Annotated in this window: 15 protein-coding genes; 9 read left to right on the plus strand and 6 right to left on the minus strand. The window is 37.8% G+C overall.

The features are described 5' to 3' along the window. Window positions 1-18 precede the first annotated feature (18 nt). From rplA to ASE92_RS07570, 8 genes are all read left to right on the plus strand, one after another. Window positions 19-717 (plus strand): 50S ribosomal protein L1, encoded by a 699-nt coding sequence (rplA, locus tag ASE92_RS07535; protein WP_025143259.1) that lies wholly within the window; start codon window positions 19-21, stop codon window positions 715-717. Window positions 718-719: 2 nt separating this feature from the next. Beyond that, window positions 720-1,241 (plus strand): 50S ribosomal protein L10, encoded by a 522-nt coding sequence (rplJ, locus tag ASE92_RS07540; RefSeq protein WP_056849501.1) that lies wholly within the window; start codon window positions 720-722, stop codon window positions 1,239-1,241. A gap of 64 nt (window positions 1,242-1,305) precedes the next feature. Next, window positions 1,306-1,683 (plus strand): 50S ribosomal protein L7/L12, encoded by a 378-nt coding sequence (rplL, locus tag ASE92_RS07545; protein ID WP_029279312.1) that lies wholly within the window; start codon window positions 1,306-1,308, stop codon window positions 1,681-1,683. Between the two features lie 157 nt (window positions 1,684-1,840). Further along, window positions 1,841-5,644, plus strand: a complete 3,804-nt coding sequence (rpoB, locus tag ASE92_RS07550) for a DNA-directed RNA polymerase subunit beta (protein WP_056849502.1) — start codon at window positions 1,841-1,843, stop codon at window positions 5,642-5,644. Between the two features lie 91 nt (window positions 5,645-5,735). After that, window positions 5,736-10,022 (plus strand): DNA-directed RNA polymerase subunit beta', encoded by a 4,287-nt coding sequence (gene rpoC / locus ASE92_RS07555; RefSeq protein ID WP_056850016.1) that lies wholly within the window; start codon window positions 5,736-5,738, stop codon window positions 10,020-10,022. A 134-nt stretch (window positions 10,023-10,156) separates the two neighbouring features. Then, the gene (locus ASE92_RS07560; RefSeq protein ID WP_056849503.1) at window positions 10,157-10,468 is read left to right on the plus strand and encodes a DUF3467 domain-containing protein; all 312 of its coding nucleotides are present in this window, start codon (window positions 10,157-10,159) and stop codon (window positions 10,466-10,468) included. 89 nt (window positions 10,469-10,557) lie between these two features. Then, complete coding sequence (locus tag ASE92_RS07565) at window positions 10,558-11,781, plus strand: OmpP1/FadL family transporter (RefSeq protein ID WP_056849504.1); 1,224 nt, start codon at window positions 10,558-10,560, stop codon at window positions 11,779-11,781. 11 nt (window positions 11,782-11,792) lie between these two features. Next, on the plus strand, window positions 11,793-13,067 hold the full coding sequence (locus ASE92_RS07570) for an SGNH/GDSL hydrolase family protein (protein WP_056849505.1): 1,275 nt from the start codon (window positions 11,793-11,795) through the stop codon (window positions 13,065-13,067). A gap of 46 nt (window positions 13,068-13,113) precedes the next feature. On the opposite strand, the gene miaA is transcribed toward ASE92_RS07570, so the two are convergent. The 4 genes from miaA to ASE92_RS07590 all read right to left on the minus strand — a co-directional run bounded on the left by miaA (window position 13,114) and on the right by ASE92_RS07590 (window position 16,921). Next, a complete protein-coding gene (gene miaA, locus ASE92_RS07575) occupies window positions 13,114-14,019 on the minus strand; it encodes a tRNA (adenosine(37)-N6)-dimethylallyltransferase MiaA (RefSeq protein ID WP_056849506.1) in 906 nt (301 codons plus the stop codon). Between the two features lie 75 nt (window positions 14,020-14,094). Then, on the minus strand, window positions 14,095-14,739 hold the full coding sequence (locus ASE92_RS07580) for a hypothetical protein (RefSeq protein ID WP_056849507.1): 645 nt from the start codon (window positions 14,737-14,739) through the stop codon (window positions 14,095-14,097). A 98-nt stretch (window positions 14,740-14,837) separates the two neighbouring features. Then, window positions 14,838-16,244, minus strand: coding sequence for a CCA tRNA nucleotidyltransferase (locus tag ASE92_RS07585; RefSeq protein ID WP_056849508.1), 1,407 nt, complete (start codon window positions 16,242-16,244; stop codon window positions 14,838-14,840). A 110-nt stretch (window positions 16,245-16,354) separates the two neighbouring features. Beyond that, on the minus strand, window positions 16,355-16,921 hold the full coding sequence (locus ASE92_RS07590) for an L-threonylcarbamoyladenylate synthase (RefSeq protein ID WP_056849509.1): 567 nt from the start codon (window positions 16,919-16,921) through the stop codon (window positions 16,355-16,357). A 196-nt stretch (window positions 16,922-17,117) separates the two neighbouring features. Between ASE92_RS07590 and ASE92_RS07595 the strand changes: the two genes are divergently transcribed. Then, window positions 17,118-17,684: a DUF4136 domain-containing protein gene (locus ASE92_RS07595; RefSeq protein WP_056849510.1), complete on the plus strand. Its 567-nt coding sequence runs from the start codon at window positions 17,118-17,120 to the stop codon at window positions 17,682-17,684. Here ASE92_RS07595 and ASE92_RS07600 read toward each other — a convergent pair whose 3' ends face one another. Further along, window positions 17,685-18,872 (minus strand): glycosyltransferase family 1 protein, encoded by a 1,188-nt coding sequence (locus ASE92_RS07600; protein WP_082454973.1) that lies wholly within the window; start codon window positions 18,870-18,872, stop codon window positions 17,685-17,687. 32 nt (window positions 18,873-18,904) lie between these two features. Further along, on the minus strand, window positions 18,905-19,723 hold the full coding sequence (locus ASE92_RS07605; protein WP_056849511.1) for a 2,3,4,5-tetrahydropyridine-2,6-dicarboxylate N-succinyltransferase: 819 nt from the start codon (window positions 19,721-19,723) through the stop codon (window positions 18,905-18,907). Window positions 19,724-19,763: the final 40 nt, after the last annotated feature.

The following is a 19,763-nucleotide window of genomic DNA, read 5'->3' on the forward strand; positions in this document are numbered from 1 at the left end:
AAAAAACAGTTTACAACAGTGGCGAAATTAACTAAAAATCAAAAAAAGGCACATGCTAAAATAGAAGCTGGTAAAGCTTATACTTTGAAGGATGCTGCTGCTTTGGTAAAAGAAATCACTACTACTAAATTCGATGCTTCAGTTGATATTGATGTATCTTTAGGAGTAGATCCGCGTAAAGCCAATCAAATGGTACGTGGTATTGCTACTTTACCACACGGTACAGGTAAAACTGTACGTGTTTTAGCTTTAGTAACTCCTGATAAGGAAGAAGAAGCGAAAGCAGCTGGCGCAGACTTCGTTGGTTTAGACGAGTATGTTGCTAAAATTGAAGGTGGTTGGACCGATGTAGACATTATTATCACTACACCAGCTTGTATGGCTAAGGTAGGTAAATTGGGCCGTGTTTTAGGTCCAAGGAACTTAATGCCTAACCCAAAATCAGGTACAGTAACTAACGAAGTTGGTAAAGCTGTAACTGAGGTTAAAGCAGGTAAGATCGATTTTAAAGTAGACAAAACGGGTATCATACACGCCTCGATAGGAAAAGTATCATTCCCAGCAGACAAAATTTATGAGAATGCACTTGAAATCATTCAAGTAATTTCAAAATTAAAACCATCTGCTGCAAAAGGAACTTATTTTAAAAGCATTCACGTGTCTTCTACAATGAGTCCTGGGATTGCAATTGAAACTAAATCAGTAGCGGGGATTTAATCATGAACAGAGAAGAAAAAAACGACGTAGTTTTAGAACTACAAGGACAAATGCAAGAGTATGGCAATTTTTATATTGCTGATACTTCTAGCCTTTCTGTTGAGCAGATTAATAACATCCGCCGCAAATGTTTCGAAGGTGATATCATTATGAAGGTTGCTAAAAACTCTTTAATTCGCAAAGCGATTGAAGGTTTAGATGGCGATGCTTCTGAGATATACGAAGCGCTTAAAGGTTCATCATCATTATTATTCTCAAAAACAGCAAACGCTCCGGCTAAGTTGATTAAAACTTTGAGAAAAACTTCTGATAAACCTGTGCTTAAAGCAGCATACATAGATTCATCAGTATATGTTGGTGATGATCAATTGAATAACTTAGTAAGCTTAAAATCAAGAGAAGAGCTTATTGGCGATATCATTGGATTATTACAATCACCAGCTAAAAATGTTCTATCTGCGCTTCAATCAGGCGGTAACAAAATTGCAGGAATTGTTAAAACTCTTCAAGAAAGAGAAGGTTAACGAACACCTTAAGTTCGCAAATAAAACAAAATTATTTTACGTAAAAATTTAAAATCTTAATAAAATGGCAGATTTAAAATCGTTTGCTGAGCAATTAGTAAACTTAACCGTTAAAGAAGTTAACGAATTAGCTCAAATCTTAAAAGACGAGTATGGTATCGAGCCTGCAGCTGCTGCTGTAGTTGCTGGTCCTGCTGCTGGTGGTGATGCACCTGCTGCTGCTGCAGAAAAAACATCTTTTGATGTAATTCTTAAAGAAGCTGGTGGCGCTAAATTAGCAGTTGTTAAACTTGTAAAAGACTTAACAGGTCTTGGTTTGAAAGAAGCTAAAGACTTAGTTGATGGAGCACCAAAAGAATTAAAAGCTGGTGTTACTAAAGACGAAGCAGAAGCTCTTAAAAAACAATTAGAAGAAGCTGGAGCAGTAGTTGAAATTAAGTAATCACTTAATTTAGCTAGGCTAAAAATGTATTAGACACCGACTGAAAATGTTGGTGTCTTTACCTGTTTATAAACATCTCATTTTGTTTGGTTAATGAGCCTGTTTAAAATCCGAACCAAACAAATAGTTTATTCTTAAACTAAAATCTTTTAGTCCATTGGCAAAGACAGTCGAACAAAGAGTAAATTTTGCAACTAGTAAGCACATTATAGACTATCCGGATTTTCTGGATGTGCAATTGCAATCATTCAGAGAATTTTTCCAGATAGATACCACATCAGACGATCGCTCTAGCGAAGGTTTGTTTAAAGTGTTTGCTGAAAACTTTCCAATAACAGATTCAAGAAATATCTTCGTATTAGAGTTTCTTGATTATTTTGTTGATCCGCCACGTTACGATATACACGAGTGTATTGAGCGTGGATTAACCTACAATGTTCCATTAAAAGCAAAGCTTAAGCTTTCTTGTAACGATGTTGAACATGAAGATTTTGAAACCATTATTCAGGATGTGTATTTAGGTACTATCCCGTATATGACACCAAAAGGTACATTTGTTATCAACGGTGCAGAACGTGTTATCGTTTCGCAATTACACCGTTCTCCAGGTGTGTTCTTCGGCCAAAGCCGTCACACTAACGGAACCAAATTGTATTCTGCCCGTGTTATTCCTTTCAAAGGTTCATGGATCGAGTTTGCTACTGACGTGAATAACGTGATGTATGCTTACATCGATCGTAAGAAAAAATTCCCGGTTACCACTTTATTACGTGCTATCGGTTACGATTCTGATAAAGACATCTTAGAACTTTTTGATCTTGCTGACGAAGTAAAAGTTAGTAAATCAGGTTTAAAGAAATATATCGGTCGTAAACTGGCTGCAAGAGTTTTAAAGAAATGGGTTGAAGATTTTGTAGATGAAGATACAGGTGAGGTAGTTTCTATCGACCGTAATGAAGTGATTCTTGAAAGAGAAACCGTTTTAGAAGACGAACACATTGATATGGTTATCGAAGCTGGCGTAAAAAGCATCATCTTATCAAAAGAAGATGGCGCTAGTCAGGCAGATTATACCATTATTTATAATACATTACAAAAAGATACCTCTAACTCAGAGAAAGAAGCTGTTGAAAACATCTATCGTGCTTTGCGTAACGCAGAACCACCTGATGAGGAAACTGCTCGTGGTATCATTGATCGTTTATTCTTCTCGGATAAACGTTACGATTTAGGTGATGTTGGTCGTTACCGCATTAACCGTAAATTGAAAATGAATACCCCTGATGAGGTTAAAGTTTTAACAAAAGCAGATATTATTGCAATTGTTAAATATTTGATCAAATTGATCAACTCAAAAGAAGAAGTGGATGATATTGATCACTTATCAAACCGTCGTGTACGTACGGTAGGTGAGCAATTGTACGCACAATTTGGTGTTGGTTTAGCCCGTATGGCTAGAACAATCCGTGAGCGTATGAACATTCGCGATAACGAGGTGTTTACACCAACTGATTTGATTAACGCTCGTACGTTATCATCAGTGATCAACTCTTTCTTTGGTACAAATCAGTTATCTCAGTTTATGGATCAAACGAATCCATTAGCAGAGATTACGCACAAACGCCGTTTATCAGCTTTAGGTCCAGGTGGTTTATCACGTGAAAGAGCTGGTTTCGAGGTACGTGACGTTCACTACACTCACTACGGTCGTTTATGTACTATCGAAACTCCTGAGGGACCAAACATTGGTTTAATCTCATCACTTTGTGTGCATGCGAAAATCAATAATTTAGGTTTCATCGAAACACCATACAAACGTGTTGAAGATGGTAAGGTAGTGGTTGATTCAGACGTTATTTATTTATCTGCAGAAGATGAAGATGGTAAAACCATTGCTCAGGCTAATGCAGAATATGATGATAAAGGTAACTTTATAACACCACGCGTTAAAGCACGTTATGAGGGTGACTTCCCGATTATTGAGCCTGAGAAATTAGACTTAATGGACGTTGCTCCTAATCAGATTACTTCAATTGCTGCTTCGTTAATTCCGTTCTTAGAACATGATGATGCGAACAGGGCTTTGATGGGATCGAACATGCAACGTCAGGCCGTACCATTGTTACGTCCTGAAGCACCAATTGTTGGTACAGGTTTGGAAGGTCGCGTTGCCCGTGACTCAAGAACATTGATCAACGCTGAAGGTGATGGTGTTGTTGAGTATGTAGATGCTAACGAAATCACAATTAAATATGAGCGTAACGAAGATGATCGTTTAGTTTCATTTGAAGGTGATAGCAAAACTTACCGTTTAATTAAGTTCAAAAAAACCAACCAGAATACTTGTATCAACTTAAAACCAATCGTTAAGAAAGGTCAGAAAGTTACTAAAGGACAAGTGCTTTGTGAAGGTTATGCAACAGAAAATGGTGAATTGGCATTAGGTAGAAACTTGAAAGTAGCTTTCATGCCTTGGCAAGGTTTCAACTTTGAGGATGCGATTGTAATTAACGAGCGTATTGTTCGTGATGACGTTTTCACTTCATTGCATATTGAAGAGTTTGAATTAGAAGTACGTGATACTAAACGTGGCGAAGAGGAATTAACACCAGATATCCCGAACGTTTCTGAAGAGGCTACAAAAGACTTAGATGAAAACGGTATTATCCGTGTTGGTGCTGATGTAAAAGAGGGTGATATTTTAATTGGTAAGATCACTCCAAAAGGAGAATCTGATCCTTCACCAGAAGAGAAATTACTACGTGCAATTTTTGGAGATAAAGCAGGTGATGTTAAAGATGCGTCTTTAAAAACTCCTCCTTCAATTCAAGGTGTGGTAATTGATACTAAGTTATTCAGCCGTGCTAAGAAAACTACAAAAGCTGAAGAAAAATCGGCAATTGAGAAATTAGATAAGAGCTACAATAACATCACTGAGAAGTTAAAAGCAGAATTAGTAGACAAATTATTCACAATTGTAAATGGAAAAACATCTCAAGGTGTATTTAATATTTACAAAGAATTATTAGTACCTAAAGGCGCTAAATTTACTCAGAAAATTTTAGCAGATCTTGAGTTTGCGCACATCAGCCCTAACAAATGGACAACTGATGACGACAAAAATGAGATGATTAAAATGTTGCTTCACAACTACGGTATCCGTGTTAACGAAGAACTTGGAGCTTACAAACGCGATAAATTTGCGATTAGTGTAGGTGATGAGCTTCCATCGGGAATTGTACAAATGGCAAAAGTTTATGTGGCTAAAAAACGTAAGTTAAAAGTAGGTGATAAAATGGCGGGTCGCCACGGTAACAAAGGTATTGTAGCACGTATTGTACGTGATGAAGATATGCCTTTCTTAGCTGATGGTACTCCGGTTGATATTGTGTTGAACCCACTAGGTGTACCTTCACGTATGAACCTTGGTCAGATCTATGAAACTATTTTGGCTTGGGCAGGTCAGGAATTGGGTGTGAAATTCGCAACTCCAATTTTTGATGGCGCTACACACCAAGAGGTAGAAGAGTGGATTGCTAAAGCGGGCGTTCCTGCTTCAGGTAAAACTTACTTATACAATGGTTTAACAGGTGAGCGTTTCGATCAGACTACAACTGTAGGTATTATCTACATGTTGAAATTAGGTCACATGGTTGATGATAAGATGCACGCCCGTTCAATCGGACCATACTCATTAATTACACAACAGCCATTGGGTGGTAAAGCCCAGTTTGGTGGTCAGCGTTTTGGTGAGATGGAGGTTTGGGCATTAGAGGCATTCGGTGCAGCTAATATTCTTCAAGAGATCTTAACCGTTAAATCGGATGATGTAATCGGAAGAGCGAAAACTTACGAAGCCATTGTTAAAGGTGAAAACCTACCAACCCCGGGTGTTCCAGAATCGTTCAACGTATTGGTACACGAGTTACGTGGTTTAGGTTTAGATATTACGTTAGACTAATTGAATGAAAGAATGAGTGAATGAGTGAATGATGGGTAGCTGTCATTCAATCATTCAATCACTCAATCCTTCGATCATTAAAGAAAGAGATATGTCTTACAAAAAGGATAATAAATTAAAAAGCAATTTCACATCAATCACGATTAGCTTATCGTCTCCAGAAATTATTTTGGAACGTTCAAGCGGTGAGGTGTTGAAACCGGAAACCATTAACTACCGTACTTACAAACCTGAGCGTGATGGTTTGTTCTGTGAGCGTATTTTTGGTCCGGTAAAAGATTACGAATGTCATTGCGGTAAATACAAACGTATCCGTTATAAAGGTATTGTTTGTGATCGTTGTGGTGTTGAGGTAACAGAGAAGAAAGTACGTCGTGAGCGTATGGGACACATCGCTTTGGTGGTTCCTGTTGCGCACATCTGGTATTTCCGTTCGTTACCAAACAAAATCGGTTATTTATTAGGTTTACCTACTAAAAAATTAGATTTAATTATCTATTACGAGCGTTACGTAGTTATTCAATCAGGCTTAATGGCCGAAGAAGGTATCAACTATATGGACTTCTTAACGGAAGAAGAATATTTAGATATCTTAGATAAATTACCTAAAGAAAACCAATACTTAGACGATAAAGATCCTAATAAATTCATCGCCAAAATGGGTGCTGAAGCATTAGAAGATTTATTAAAACGTATTGATTTAGATACTTTATCTTATGATTTACGTCACCAGGCTGCTAACGAAACCTCTCAACAACGTAAAAATGAGGCTTTAAAACGTCTTCAGGTTGTTGAAGCTTTCCGTGGTGCTAATACACGTATTGAGAATCGCCCTGAGTGGATGATTGTTAAAATCGTTCCGGTTATTCCACCAGAATTACGTCCATTAGTACCATTAGAAGGTGGTCGTTTTGCGACTTCAGATTTAAATGATTTATACCGTCGTGTAATTATCCGTAACAACCGTTTAAAACGTTTGATCGAGATTAAAGCACCAGAGGTAATTTTACGTAACGAGAAACGTATGTTACAGGAAGCTGTAGATTCGTTATTCGATAACTCACGTAAAGTTAACGCGGTTAAAACTGAAGGTAACCGTGCTTTGAAATCACTTTCAGATATCTTGAAAGGTAAACAAGGTCGTTTCCGTCAGAACTTATTAGGTAAACGTGTGGATTATTCAGCTCGTTCGGTAATTGTTGTTGGGCCTAGCCTCAAATTACACGAGTGCGGTATTCCTAAAGATATGGCTGCTGAGCTTTACAAACCATTCATTATTCGTAAGATGATTGAGCGTGGTGTGGTAAAAACAGTTAAATCTGCTAAGAAAATCGTTGATAGAAAAGATCCATTAGTTTGGGATATCTTAGAAAATGTATTGAAAGGTCACCCGGTATTATTAAACCGTGCACCTACCTTACACAGATTAGGTATTCAGGCTTTCCAGCCAAAATTAATTGAAGGAAAAGCGATCCAATTACACCCGTTAGTTTGTACTGCATTCAACGCCGATTTTGATGGTGACCAGATGGCTGTCCACTTACCACTAGGTAACGCAGCAATTTTGGAAGCCCAAGTATTAATGTTGGCTGCACACAATATCTTAAACCCTGCAAACGGTACACCAATTACAGTACCTTCTCAGGATATGGTTTTGGGTCTTTATTATATTACTAAAGGCCGTAGAACTGATGATACAAGAGTAGTAAAAGGACAGGATTCTAATTTCTATTCTCCAGAGGAAGTAATTATTGCTTACAATGAGAAAGAATTAGATCTCCATGCTTTCATCAAGGTGAGGGTAAATGTTAAGCAAAACGATGGTTCTATCGTTAATAAATTAACAGAGACTACTGTTGGTAGAGTATTATTTAACCAATTGGTACCTGAAGAGGTAGGTTATATCAATGAGTTGTTGACTAAAAAATCGTTAAGAGATATTATCGGTGAAGTAGTAAAAATGACTGGTATGGCCCGTGCTTCTCAATTCTTAGATGATATCAAAGAATTAGGTTTCAAAATGGCTTTCCAAGGCGGTTTATCGTTCAACTTACAGGACGTAAACATCCCGGTAGAAAAACATACTTTATTAGAGCAGGCTGCAGCTGAAGTTGAAGAGGTAAGAAACAACTATAACATGGGTTTCATTACCAACAACGAACGTTACAACCAGATTATCGATATCTGGACTCGTATCAACAACAGGTTAACTACTTTCGTTATGACTCAGTTATCGTCGGATAACCAAGGTTTTAACTCAGTTTACATGATGCTTGATTCAGGTGCACGTGGTTCGAAAGAGCAGATTCGTCAGCTTTGCGGAATGCGTGGTTTGATGGCGAAACCTCAAAAATCAGGTTCAGGTGGTGATATCATTGAAAACCCGATCTTATCAAACTTTAAAGAAGGTTTATCGGTATTAGAGTACTTCATCTCTACTCACGGTGCTCGTAAAGGTTTGGCGGATACGGCTTTAAAAACGGCGGATGCGGGTTACTTAACTCGTCGTTTACATGACGTTGCTCAGGATATGATTGTTAACGATAACGACTGTGGTACTTTAAGAGGTATGTACACTACTGCCTTAAAAGATCAGGAAGATATCGTTGAACCATTATTTGATAGAATTTTAGGTCGTACTTCATTACATGATGTATACAATCCTTTGGATAATACATTATTAGTAGGTGCGGGCGAAGATATTAATGAAGAAGTTGCTAAATTGATCGAAGAATCTCCTTTAGAAGGTATTGAAATTCGTTCAGTATTAACTTGCGAAGCTAAACGTGGTGTTTGTGCATTATGTTATGGTCGTAACTTAGCATCTGGTAAACGTGTTCAAAGAGGTGAAGCAGTTGGTGTAATTGCAGCACAGTCAATCGGTGAGCCGGGTACACAGTTAACACTTCGTACTTTCCACGTGGGTGGTACTGCATCAAACATTGCTGCAGAATCAAACATTGTTGCTAAGTTTGATGGTGTTATCGAATTCGAAAATATCCGTACAGTTGATACACAAACTGAAGATGGTACAGTACAAGTTGTATTGGGTCGTTCAGGTGAGTTTAAAATTGTTGAGCCAGGTACAGGCAGAGTGATCGTTACCAACAACATTCCTTATGGTGCTTTCTTGTTCGTAAAAGAAGGAGATAAGTTATCTAAAGGAGATAAAATTTGTTCGTGGGATCCGTACAACGCGGTTATTCTTTCAGAATTTGCCGGTAAAGCACAGTTTGATGCGATCATTGAGGGTGTTACCTTCCGTGAAGAATCAGATGAGCAAACTGGTCACCGTGAAAAAGTAATTATTGATACACGTGATAAAACTAAAAACCCTTCTGTTCAAATCGTTGATAAGAAAGGTGAATTTATCAAAGGTTATAACATTCCAGTAGGTGCTCACGTTTCAGTTGATGAAGGCGAAGCGATTCAAACTGGTCAGATTATCGCTAAAATTCCTCGTGCAACTGGTAAAACCCGAGATATTACAGGTGGTTTGCCTCGTGTAACGGAGTTATTTGAGGCTCGTAATCCTTCAAACCCAGCTGTAGTAACTGAGATTGATGGTGTAGTAACTTTAGGTGGTGTTAAACGTGGTAACCGTGAGATTACAATCGAATCTAAAGATGGTGAAGTTAAAAAATACCTTGTTCCATTGTCGAAACACATCCTTGTACAGGATAATGACTTTGTGAAAGCCGGTATGCCTTTATCAGATGGTTCAATTTCTCCTGCAGATATCTTATCAATTAAAGGCCCGGCAGCGGTTCAAGAATACTTAGTAAATGGTATTCAAGAGGTTTACCGTTTGCAAGGTGTAAAAATTAACGATAAGCACTTCGAGGTAATTGTTCACCAGATGATGCAGAAAGTTCACATCGAAGATCCAGGTGATACTATTTTCTTAGAAAATAACGCTGTAGATCGTTGGGATTTTGCAGAAGAGAACGATGCAATGTACGACAAAAAAGTTGTGGAAGATGCAGGCGACTCGACAGATTTAAAACCAGGTCAAATTGTATCATTGCGTAGATTAAGAGACGAAAATTCTCAATTGAAACGTAAAGATTTGAAACAGATCACGGTTAGAGATGCAAGACCAGCAACAGCTAGTTCTATCTTACAAGGTATTACTCGTGCATCATTAGGTACTAAATCGTTCATTTCTGCGGCTTCGTTCCAGGAAACTACGAAAGTATTAAATGAGGCAGCGATTGCAGGTAAACGCGATAACATGTTAGGCTTGAAAGAAAACGTGATCGTTGGTCACTTAATCCCTTCAGGTACTGGTGTACGTGGTTACGAAAGAATCATTGTTGGTTCTCAAGAAGAATACGATAAGTTATTGGCTTCGAAACAAGAAGAAGTAGAAGCATAATATACTTCATATTTTTAAAAGGGCTGTTTCATTTATTTGAAGCAGCCCTTTTTGTTTTAAATATTTTTTTAGTCTTAATGATAAAATATTACCTTTAAATGCTCTATTAAGAACAGTGCAAAATTTACCACATCATGGAAGAACAACAAAACGAAAATCAATTAAACATAGAGCTATCTGAAGAAATCGCTGAAGGTATTTTTTCAAATCTTGCCATTATTACCCATTCCAATACCGAATTCGTGTTAGATTTTATTCGTGTAATGCCGGGAATTCCGAAGGCAAAAGTTAAATCAAGAATTATTTTAACGCCAGAACACGCCAAACGATTACTTGTTGCTTTGGATGACAATATCCAGAAGTTTGAAGCGGTAAACGGTAGAATCAAAACGCAAGAGGAACCACCGTTTCCAATGGGTTTTGGAGGGCCAACCGCTCAAGCATAGCCTGCAAAGTTTTCAGGGTCATCTTAAAAACAAATTTTTGCTTGCTATGTTAGCATAGTAGGCATTCTGCTATAACCATATATTAAACTATGAGAAAACTTTTATTAGCCTTATTATTTTCTGCTCCGCTATGGGTGCTGGGACAAGGTTTCCAAGTCAATTTACAAGGACAAAAACAAATAGGAATGGCTGGCGCCGGCTCGGCACTGGCTTTGGACGAAGCTTCAGTTTTTTTCAATCCTGGTGCAGTTACTTTTTTAGAAAAAAATTCTATTTCTGCGGGTGTTAATCCGTTACTTTTTAAATCTGCTTTTAAGCAAAACGGATCAAACATCACTGAAAACGTTAAAAATAAAATTGCACCGCCTTTTGAAGCTTATGCCGTTTGGGGTCCGAAATCAAATAAATGGAAGTTAGGTTTTGGTGTTTATACTCCATTTGGAGGTTTGGTAGATTGGGGTAACGATTGGTCTGGCAGATATGCATTGACATCATTAAACCTGAAGGCAATCTATTTTCAACCTACCTTAAGTGTTAAAATTACCGATCGGATTGGTATTGGAGCAGGCTTCGTTTATAATCACGGAGATGTTAATTTACAAAGGGCATTGCCTGTGAACTATCCTGACGGACGCTCCGGTCATGCCACTTTAGAAGGAACTGGAAGTGGTTATGGATGGAATGCAGGTTTATACATTAACACATTAAGCAATATTACCTTTGCGGTGGTTCATAAATCAAAAGTAATTACCAAATTGGATGGTGGATCGGCAACTTTTGATGTTCCCGAGTCATTAAGGTCATCTTTCCCAGCCGGAAATACTTTTAATGCAGAGTTGCCATTGCCATCTACAACGACTCTAGGTATTGGTATTCCACTTTCAAAAAGTACTACTCTTGCGTTTGATGCGAGTTGGGTACAGTGGAGAGTTTACGAGGAATTGGCTTTTGATTATGCTGTGAACACTCCTGCCTTGGCTGATACGAAATCTGCCCGCAATTATCGCGATGGATCTTCGTTTAAATTAGGTGTAGATCACAAGGCATCTGAAAAAGTATCATTACGAGCTGGGGTGGGTTATGCATTTTCTCCTGTCCAGGATGGATATGTTACGCCAGAAGCTCCAGACGCAAATCGTTATATTCTAAGTGCTGGTGTAGGCTATGCACCGACAAGCCGTTTTGAAGTAAATGCTTCGTTTTTCTTTGAAGATGTTCAATCGCGTAAGCAAAAAAATATAGAAACTGGTTTAGATGGCACTTTCAAAACGTTAGTTTATGCACCTGGTCTTTCATTAACTTATAAGTGGTAGGAGAAATTTAAATGAAAAAATATATATTAAATAGTCTTTTTGCTGCCGTTGTTTTATTCGCAGCTTCATGTAAGCCAGAAATTGAAACACCTGCAGGCACCACCGCCGGGCAAGCAAATTTCAGTAAATATATTGCTGTTGGGAATTCACTCACTGCTGGTTTTGCAGACGGTGGCCTTTACCTAGAGGGGCAAAAAGTAGCCTATCCGAATTTATTGGCTGCACAAATGGCTACAGTGGGTGGCGGAGCTTTCACCTCGCCATTTTTCGCTGATGCTCAAGCAAATGGTTCTGGATATTTAACCTTATCGGCTTTGGTAAATGGAAGTCCAACTCTGGCCAACGTTACCACGAATCTTGCTTATCGAGATGCAACCCATTTGGCAAAGTATACCGGAGAAGTTCAGAACCTGGGCATTCCGGGAATGCGTGTTGATTTGGCTTTTGCGGCCCCTTACAGTGCTGCAAATATGTATATGGAGCGTTTACTCAGTGATACACAAGTAGGAACAACAACTTATTTTCAGTTTATACAAGGCAGAAATCACAGCTTTTTTTCTTTATGGTTAGGAAATAACGACGCCTTGGGCTGGGCAACAAATGGAGGCGTAACCACTGACGCAACAAATGTGTTGACGGATAAGGCTACATTTTCAATGTTGTATTCTAATTTGATAAATGCATTAACTGCTGGCGGTCAAAAAGGGGTGGTAGGAACTATTCCTGATGTTACGGCTGTGCCTTATTTTAATACCGTAACAGTGGGTGCGTTATTAGCGGCTGCTAAAGCAATAAATCCGGCTGCTGTTGCAGTATTTATCCAAACTGGAACTGGTGTTAGAGCCGCTACCGGCGAAGATTTGATTCGTTTACCTTTCCAAACTGCTGGTTTGTTTGGCACAGGAACAATTCCATATGGACTGGATCCAAGAAATCCAATTGCCAATAATTGGGTGCTGGATAAAGATGAGATTATACGCGTTAAAGATTATGTAAACAGCTACAACAGTACAATTAAATCGCTTGCTAATAGTAAAGGTTTAGCAGTAGCAGATACTTACACTTATTTAAATATGGTTAAAGCTGGTATCGCTATTCAGGGAATTAATATTAATTCGGCTTTTATCACTGGTGGCGCATTTTCATTGGATGGCATTCACCTTACACCAAGAGGAAACGCGGTAATTGCAAATGTGTTTATTGATGCCATTAATAGCAAATACAATTCTACAATTCCTTCCATTGATATTACTAAATATAGAGGTGTGAAGTTCCCAGATAAATAATCAACTTCAACAAAAAAGGATTCACAATTTGTGAATCCTTTTTTAGTTATAATCTATCTTCAATATAGCTAATCACATTTTCCGTATCATTAGGCTCGAACCATTTTATCTCTTCGTCTCTACGAAACCAAGTCAACTGTCTTTTTGCAAATCTTCGCGTATTTTGTTTAATGGCATTAATGGCATCTTCTAACGCGATTTTGCCATCCAGATAGTCGAAAATTTCACTGTAACCAACGGTGTTAAGAGCGTTATATTTTCTGAAGCTCCTTAAAGATTTCACTTCCTCTACCAGGCCATTAGCAATCATTTGATCAACACGCTGATTAATTCGATCGTATAAAAAGGCTCTGTCGGTATTCAAGCCAAATTTAATCATATTAAACGGACGTACTTTCTTTGTAGCAGAAAGCATCGACGAAAGTTTTTTTCCAGTGGATAAAAATACTTCCAGACCTCTGATCATTCTCTGCGGATTGTTTTGATCCACCTTCGCAAAATATTCGGGATCAAGGATAGAAAGTTGCTCTTGAATGCTACTCAAACCTTCTATTTCAAATCGTTTATTTAATTTTTCTCTTATAGATAAATCAATTTCTGGCATTTCATCCAAACCATTAATTAGCGCATTCACATACAAGCCAGATCCACCGACCATGATCGCTGTATGATGCTGATCGAAAATTTCCGTTAACTTTTGCAGGCCTTCTATTTCAAAATCGCCGGTGCTGAACAGTTGAGTAATCGAATGTGAATTGATGAAATGATGTTTTGCGGCAGCAAGTTCATCACGAGAAGGTTTTGCGGTACCAATCTCCATCTCCCGAAAAAACTGACGAGAATCTGCCGAGATAATTTCGGTATTAAAGTGTTGAGCAACTTGAATAGCCAAAGCTGTTTTTCCAATAGCGGTTGGACCAACGATAGATATTAGCGTCTTTTTATTCGGCATAAACTGGATTTAAAAACAAAAGCTGTCAAATTTAAATATTTGACAGCTTTAAGTTTACTTTAATTATGGGATAGATTAATAATCCTCTTTTTGATCATCATCGAAGTTATCTCCGTCAGAGAATTCGTCACCAAACTCATCATCTTCACTTTCTTCATCATCATCTGATTCTTTCTCATTGATTCCCATTTCACCCATTGCTTCCAATTCGTCTGTATCTTCTGGAACAAAGTTCATTTCATTTAAAAAATCAAATTCACTTGCTGCTGCAACAGCACCTCGAGGGTCAACCGATTGCGGACCATTTTGCTCCATGATTTTAGGAGCCTCACCAGTACTCTTTGCTAGAAACGGATATTCGATATTCGGATCAGGATTTAAAACGATTTTCACTAATTCCACATGAAAATCGTAAGGTCGATCGAAATTATAGATGTAATAAAATTTTTGATGAGGATCTTCAATAAAACCACTTAACTTAGAATTTTCCATTAAAACCACCCGGTCTTTTTTCCGCTCATTGGGTAAGTAGGCAATTTCATCACCTTTTAGCCAATTATCAGTACTTACATAAAATGATGATGGTTTTTCGGCATTGTAACCAGTAGATTTATGAATAGCCTTGTGCAGGTCTTCAAAAGTTTGGTTTGATTTAATGTCGATCTCTCTCACAACATCATCAAAATCTTCGAAAGTAATTCTAAATTTATAAATAGCCATTATTGTATTTTGGAACCGTAAAAATAAAGTTAATTTATATTACCACAAACAACAAAAAATATAAAAAGGTTGCGTTTAATTGATGTATGGGCATTAAATTACTTATTAACAGGATTTAAACCCATTTGTTTTGCCTGATTTAGCATAAAGTGATATGCTTCATCGTAATCATTTTTAATTTCTCCCTCGAGGATAGCTTCGCGTATCGCATTTTTGATTAGCCCCACTTCTTTACCTGCTGGTAAACCAAAAGTTTCCATAATATTAAGTCCGGTTATTGGTGGTTGCCAGTTACGAAGTTGATCACGTTCCTCAACATCTTTCAGCTTTATCTTAACCAGTTCAAAATTTCGTCGGTATTTAGTTTTTTTATATTCGTTTTTGGTGGTAACATCAGCGTTGCACAGCATCATTAAACTTTCAATTTCTTCACCAGCATCGAATAAAAGTCTTCTCACTGCAGAATCGGTAACAGTTTCTTGTGCTAAAACAATTGGGCGTAAATGCAATTGAACCAGCTTCTGCACGAATTTCATTTTTTCGTTCAATGGAAGCTTAAGCTGAGCAAAGATTTTCGGAACCATTTTCGCTCCTCTATCTTCATGGCCATGAAACGTCCAGCCGTGGCCTTCTTCAAAACGTTTGGTAGCGGGCTTGGCAATGTCATGCAGAATTGCAGCCCAGCGCAGCCACAAATCATCAGTTTCTGCGCAAATGTTATCTAATACCTCAAGCGTATGGTAAAAGTTATCTTTATGTCCTTTTCCTTTAATAATTTCAACACCATAAAGCTGAGCCATTTGAGGAAAAATAATTTCCAGCAAGCCTGTATTAAACAGGTGTTTGAAACCAATAGAAGGAACTGGCGATAAAATGATTTTGTTCATTTCATCGGTAATTCGCTCCTTGGAAACAATACTAATTCTTTTTTTCTGCGTCTTAATTGCGTTTAAGGCAGCCAGATCTATATCGAAATTCAATTGTGCGGCAAAGCGGATTGCCCTCATCATACGTAAGGGATCATCGGAAAAAGTTACCTCGGGATCCAATGGCGTACGGATGAGTTTGTTTTCTAAATCTTTAAGTCCATTGAAAGGATCTAACAGTTCGCCAAAGTGATTGGCGTTTAAATTAATAGCCAAGGCGTTGATTGTAAAATCTCTGCGGAGTTGGTCATCCTCTAAACTACCATCTTCTACAATGGGTTTTCTGGAATCTGATCGGTAAGATTCTTTTCTCGCCCCAACAAATTCGACTTCTAAATCCTGATATTTTATATTTGCAGTTCCGAAGTTTTTAAAAATAGCCACTTTGCTATTTAACTTTTTGCCAACGGCTTCGGCATATTCAATGCCACTGCCCACCACAACCACATCAATATCTTTTGAAGGTCGGTTTAAAAATAAATCCCTCACAAAACCCCCAATAACATAGGCTTCAGTGTTATTTTTATCGGCAATAGCAGATAGTGTTTTAAAAATTGGATTTTGAAGATGTTGCTGCATAGTTTTGAAATCGTCATGCTATCTTGATCATTTGGGATTAGCATATACACATACATCCCTAAAAATTTAGGGGCAAAGGCGATTTAAATAGGTTACAAAAGTACTAAAATTTACTTGCGGATGAATTCAAATTGACCGCTTGGCCTAAGTTTCATGATAGTAGATGCTTTTTTGATGCTGCGGTCTTCTTGCTGAAAGTCTACCACATAATCGACAGCTTCGATAATTTCAGGGTCGATATCATCGAAAAACTGTGGTGATGGTTTGCCACTTATATTTGCTGATGTTGATACTATAGGCTTTTTAAACCGCTGAATGAGTGGCGTACAAAAATCATGTTTAACTATACGAATGCCTACGCTTCTATCTGTATTGATCACATTTGAAGCTAAATTTTTTGCATCAGAAAAAATGATTGTCAAGGGGTTTTCTGCGTATTCAATTAAATCATAGGCCACCTCAGGAATTTCTTTAACATAGCTTTGAAGCTTGCTGTCCACATCCAAAAGCACAATCAGGCTTTTTTCTGCTGGCCGATTCTTGATTTTAAGCAGTTTTTCTACCGCATCGGCATTAGTGGCATCGCAACCTAAACCCCAAATGGTATCAGTAGGATAGAGGATTACTCCCCCATTTTTAATCACTTCTAAAGCGCTATTAATTACATCTTTTAACATACTGCAAAGTTAGCTTTTTCTATCAAATGTTAAATTTTCATAATATCCTAAAGCTAAGCGCTATAAGCTAAAACTAAATCAATATTTATTCGTTTTTTAATTGACAATAAAATTGTAAAATTATTGATCTCGGTATTTTTGTATATACAAAATCACTATATTTATTTCAGGTTATTCAAATAAAAACAACGCACAAATGAAAACATTTAAAACACTACTAATGATATTTACAGTCGTATTTGCATTAACAGGATGTTCGAGTCTTCGGACAGCATCCGACTACGATAAAAACGTAGATTTCAGCACCTATAAAACTTACAATTTCTACGACAAAGGAATTGAGCGGGTAAGGCTTAATAATCTTGATAAACGCAGATTGATGGCTGCTGTAGAAGCTGAAATGAACGCAAAAGGATTTGTTAAGGCTGATAAACCTAGTATGCTGGTAAACCTTGTTGTGGTAGGAAGAGAAAAAACTGACGTGTACAACTCTGGCTTTGGTGGTTGGGGTTGGGGCGGCGGCTGGGGCTGGCGTGGTGGCTGGGGAGGCTGGGGTTGGGGCGGTGGTCCAACTTATGTTAACCAATACATAGAAGGAACCATCATTATCGACTTTTTAGATCCTGACAAAAAAATATTATTTTGGCATGGAAGAGGCTCTGGCTTTAACCTTGATAATTTAAATAAACGAGAAGAAAGATTGTATACAGGCGTAAGAGAAATTTTGGCGCAGTATCCGCCAAATGCACTTGCAGCTAAATAATTAGCTTAAAACTTTTTGATAGCAATGCATTAATTGCTGCGTTACTAGAGGGCTGTTGAATTTTTGAACAAATTCCAGCCCTTTTTGTTTCATCTCGTTTTGTAGCGTTGAAGACGATAACACCTGAGTTATTGCTGCTGATAAACCTTCGGGATCATTGGGGTTGACATAAATACTGTCTGGCCCGCCAGCTTCTTCTAAACAAGAACCAATCGCCGCAATTGTGGGTATTCCAGAATACAGGGCTTCTATAATGGGGATCCCAAATCCTTCATAAAAAGAGGGGTAAACGAATACACTAGCCATTTGGTAGATGCCTGGCAAATCTGCAAAAGGAATGTTCTTAAGGAAAATAATTCTGTCGCTCAATCTTAAAAGCTTAATTTCCTTTTCTACTTCTTTAAAATAGGTTGTTTTCTTTCCTATCACTACCAGCTTATATTCTTCGTTCACATCTTTAAGTGCTTGGACAATCAGTTTGAGGTTTTTCCGATTTTCAATGGTGCCAACATTTAATAAGTATTTGTGAGGTAATTTATAAGTGGTTCGGATTTTATCAAGTGTAGTTTGAGGAAAGGGCGTTTTAAAACTATCATCGCAACTTTGATAAATGACTTCAATTTTTTCAGGATTTATGCCGTAAAATTCAATGATGTCTGCCTTCGTTTTTTCGCTTATTGCGATGATTTGATCAGCTCTTTTACAGGCAGATCTGCTCTTCCATTCGTACAATTTCCGATCGATAAATTTATAGTACTGTGGGAAACGAAGGAAGATTAAATCGTGAATTGTAACAATGGATTTGATTTTTGTATGCTGAATAGCGAAAGGAATTTCATGACTTAGGCCATGGAAAATCTGAACTTTATCTCTCAGTAAATCTTTCAGAATATTTAGTGAGCGCCACAAAAAGGTTCCGTTTATTGGTAGTTTAAGCTGAATGTTTTCCACTTCGAAAAAAGCATCTATCTGCCTTGAAGATTTTACTTTTGGCGAATAAACAAGGTATTGGTTTTCAGGAAATTGTTTGGATAAGGCTTCAATTAACGATCGGCTATAATTGCCTAAGCCTGTTAAATTATTCGCAGCCCGTTTACCGTCGAAACCAATTCGGAGTTTAATGTTTAAAGTTGAAAGTTGAAAGTTCTCTTGCAGAGAAATCAAACTTTCGCGATTTTCTTGCACCATATTACCTTCCACTTTCAACTCTTAACTAATTACTATACTGCTACATTGTTTTCTCTCAACGCATCGTTAAGTGAAGTCTTTTTATCTGTGCTTTCTTTACGTTTACCAATAATTAAAGCACATGGAACTTGATAATCTCCTGATGGGAATTTTTTAGTATAGCTTCCTGGAATTACAACTGAACGAGCTGGAACGATACCTTTATATTCGATAGGAGTTGGGCCAGTTACATCAATGATCTTAGTCGATGCAGTTAAAACCACGTTTGCACCAAGAACTGCTTCTCTTTCTACTTTTACACCTTCCACTACAATGGCTCTCGATCCTAAAAACGCATCATCCTCAATAATTACCGGAGCAGCCTGTACAGGTTCTAAAACACCACCAATACCAACTCCACCGCTTAAGTGAACCCGTTTTCCGATTTGTGCACATGAACCAACAGTAGCCCAGGTATCAACCATGGTACCTTCATCAACATACGCACCGATATTTACATAAGATGGCATCATGATAACACCCTTAGCCAAAAACGAACCGTAACGAGCACTTGCCATTGGCACCACACGAACTCCAGTTGCTTTGTAATCGGTTTTTAAGTCCATTTTATCGTGGTAAACAAATGGCCCGCTTTTTATTTCCTTCATCTCGCGAATTGGGAAATATAAAATTACCGCTTTCTTTACCCATTCATTAATGCCCCAAGAGTTCAAAACTGGTTCAGCAACACGAATTTCACCCTTATCTAATCCTAAAATTACGGTTTCAATAGCTTCGCAATAGTTGCTGTACTTTAAAAGAGTTCTGTCTTCCCAAGCGGCTTCAATTAATTTCTTTAAATCTGAATACATGATGTTTTTAAATTTTACGCAAAATAACTCAATTTTTTTG

This window comes from Pedobacter sp. Leaf41, from assembly GCF_001422545.1.
Taxonomy (GTDB): Bacteria; Bacteroidota; Bacteroidia; order Sphingobacteriales; family Sphingobacteriaceae; genus Pedobacter.

Bases quoted from the DNA above. Each gene is read 5' to 3' on its own strand.
- ASE92_RS07560 (WP_056849503.1), top strand. From the start codon at position 10,157: ATGGAAGAACAACAAAACGAAAATCAATTAAACATAGAGCTATCTGAA.
- ASE92_RS07605 (WP_056849511.1), bottom strand. From the start codon at position 19,723: ATGTATTCAGATTTAAAGAAATTAATTGAAGCCGCTTGGGAAGACAGA.
- ASE92_RS07585 (WP_056849508.1), bottom strand. From the start codon at position 16,244: ATGCAGCAACATCTTCAAAATCCAATTTTTAAAACACTATCTGCTATT.
- rplJ (WP_056849501.1), top strand. From the start codon at position 720: ATGAACAGAGAAGAAAAAAACGACGTAGTTTTAGAACTACAAGGACAA.
- miaA (WP_056849506.1), bottom strand. From the start codon at position 14,019: ATGCCGAATAAAAAGACGCTAATATCTATCGTTGGTCCAACCGCTATT.
- ASE92_RS07580 (WP_056849507.1), bottom strand. From the start codon at position 14,739: ATGGCTATTTATAAATTTAGAATTACTTTCGAAGATTTTGATGATGTT.
- rplL (WP_029279312.1), top strand. From the start codon at position 1,306: ATGGCAGATTTAAAATCGTTTGCTGAGCAATTAGTAAACTTAACCGTT.
- ASE92_RS07600 (WP_082454973.1), bottom strand. From the start codon at position 18,872: ATGGTGCAAGAAAATCGCGAAAGTTTGATTTCTCTGCAAGAGAACTTT.
- ASE92_RS07570 (WP_056849505.1), top strand. From the start codon at position 11,793: ATGAAAAAATATATATTAAATAGTCTTTTTGCTGCCGTTGTTTTATTC.
- ASE92_RS07590 (WP_056849509.1), bottom strand. From the start codon at position 16,921: ATGTTAAAAGATGTAATTAATAGCGCTTTAGAAGTGATTAAAAATGGG.
- ASE92_RS07595 (WP_056849510.1), top strand. From the start codon at position 17,118: ATGAAAACATTTAAAACACTACTAATGATATTTACAGTCGTATTTGCA.
- rpoC (WP_056850016.1), top strand. From the start codon at position 5,736: ATGTCTTACAAAAAGGATAATAAATTAAAAAGCAATTTCACATCAATC.
- ASE92_RS07565 (WP_056849504.1), top strand. From the start codon at position 10,558: ATGAGAAAACTTTTATTAGCCTTATTATTTTCTGCTCCGCTATGGGTG.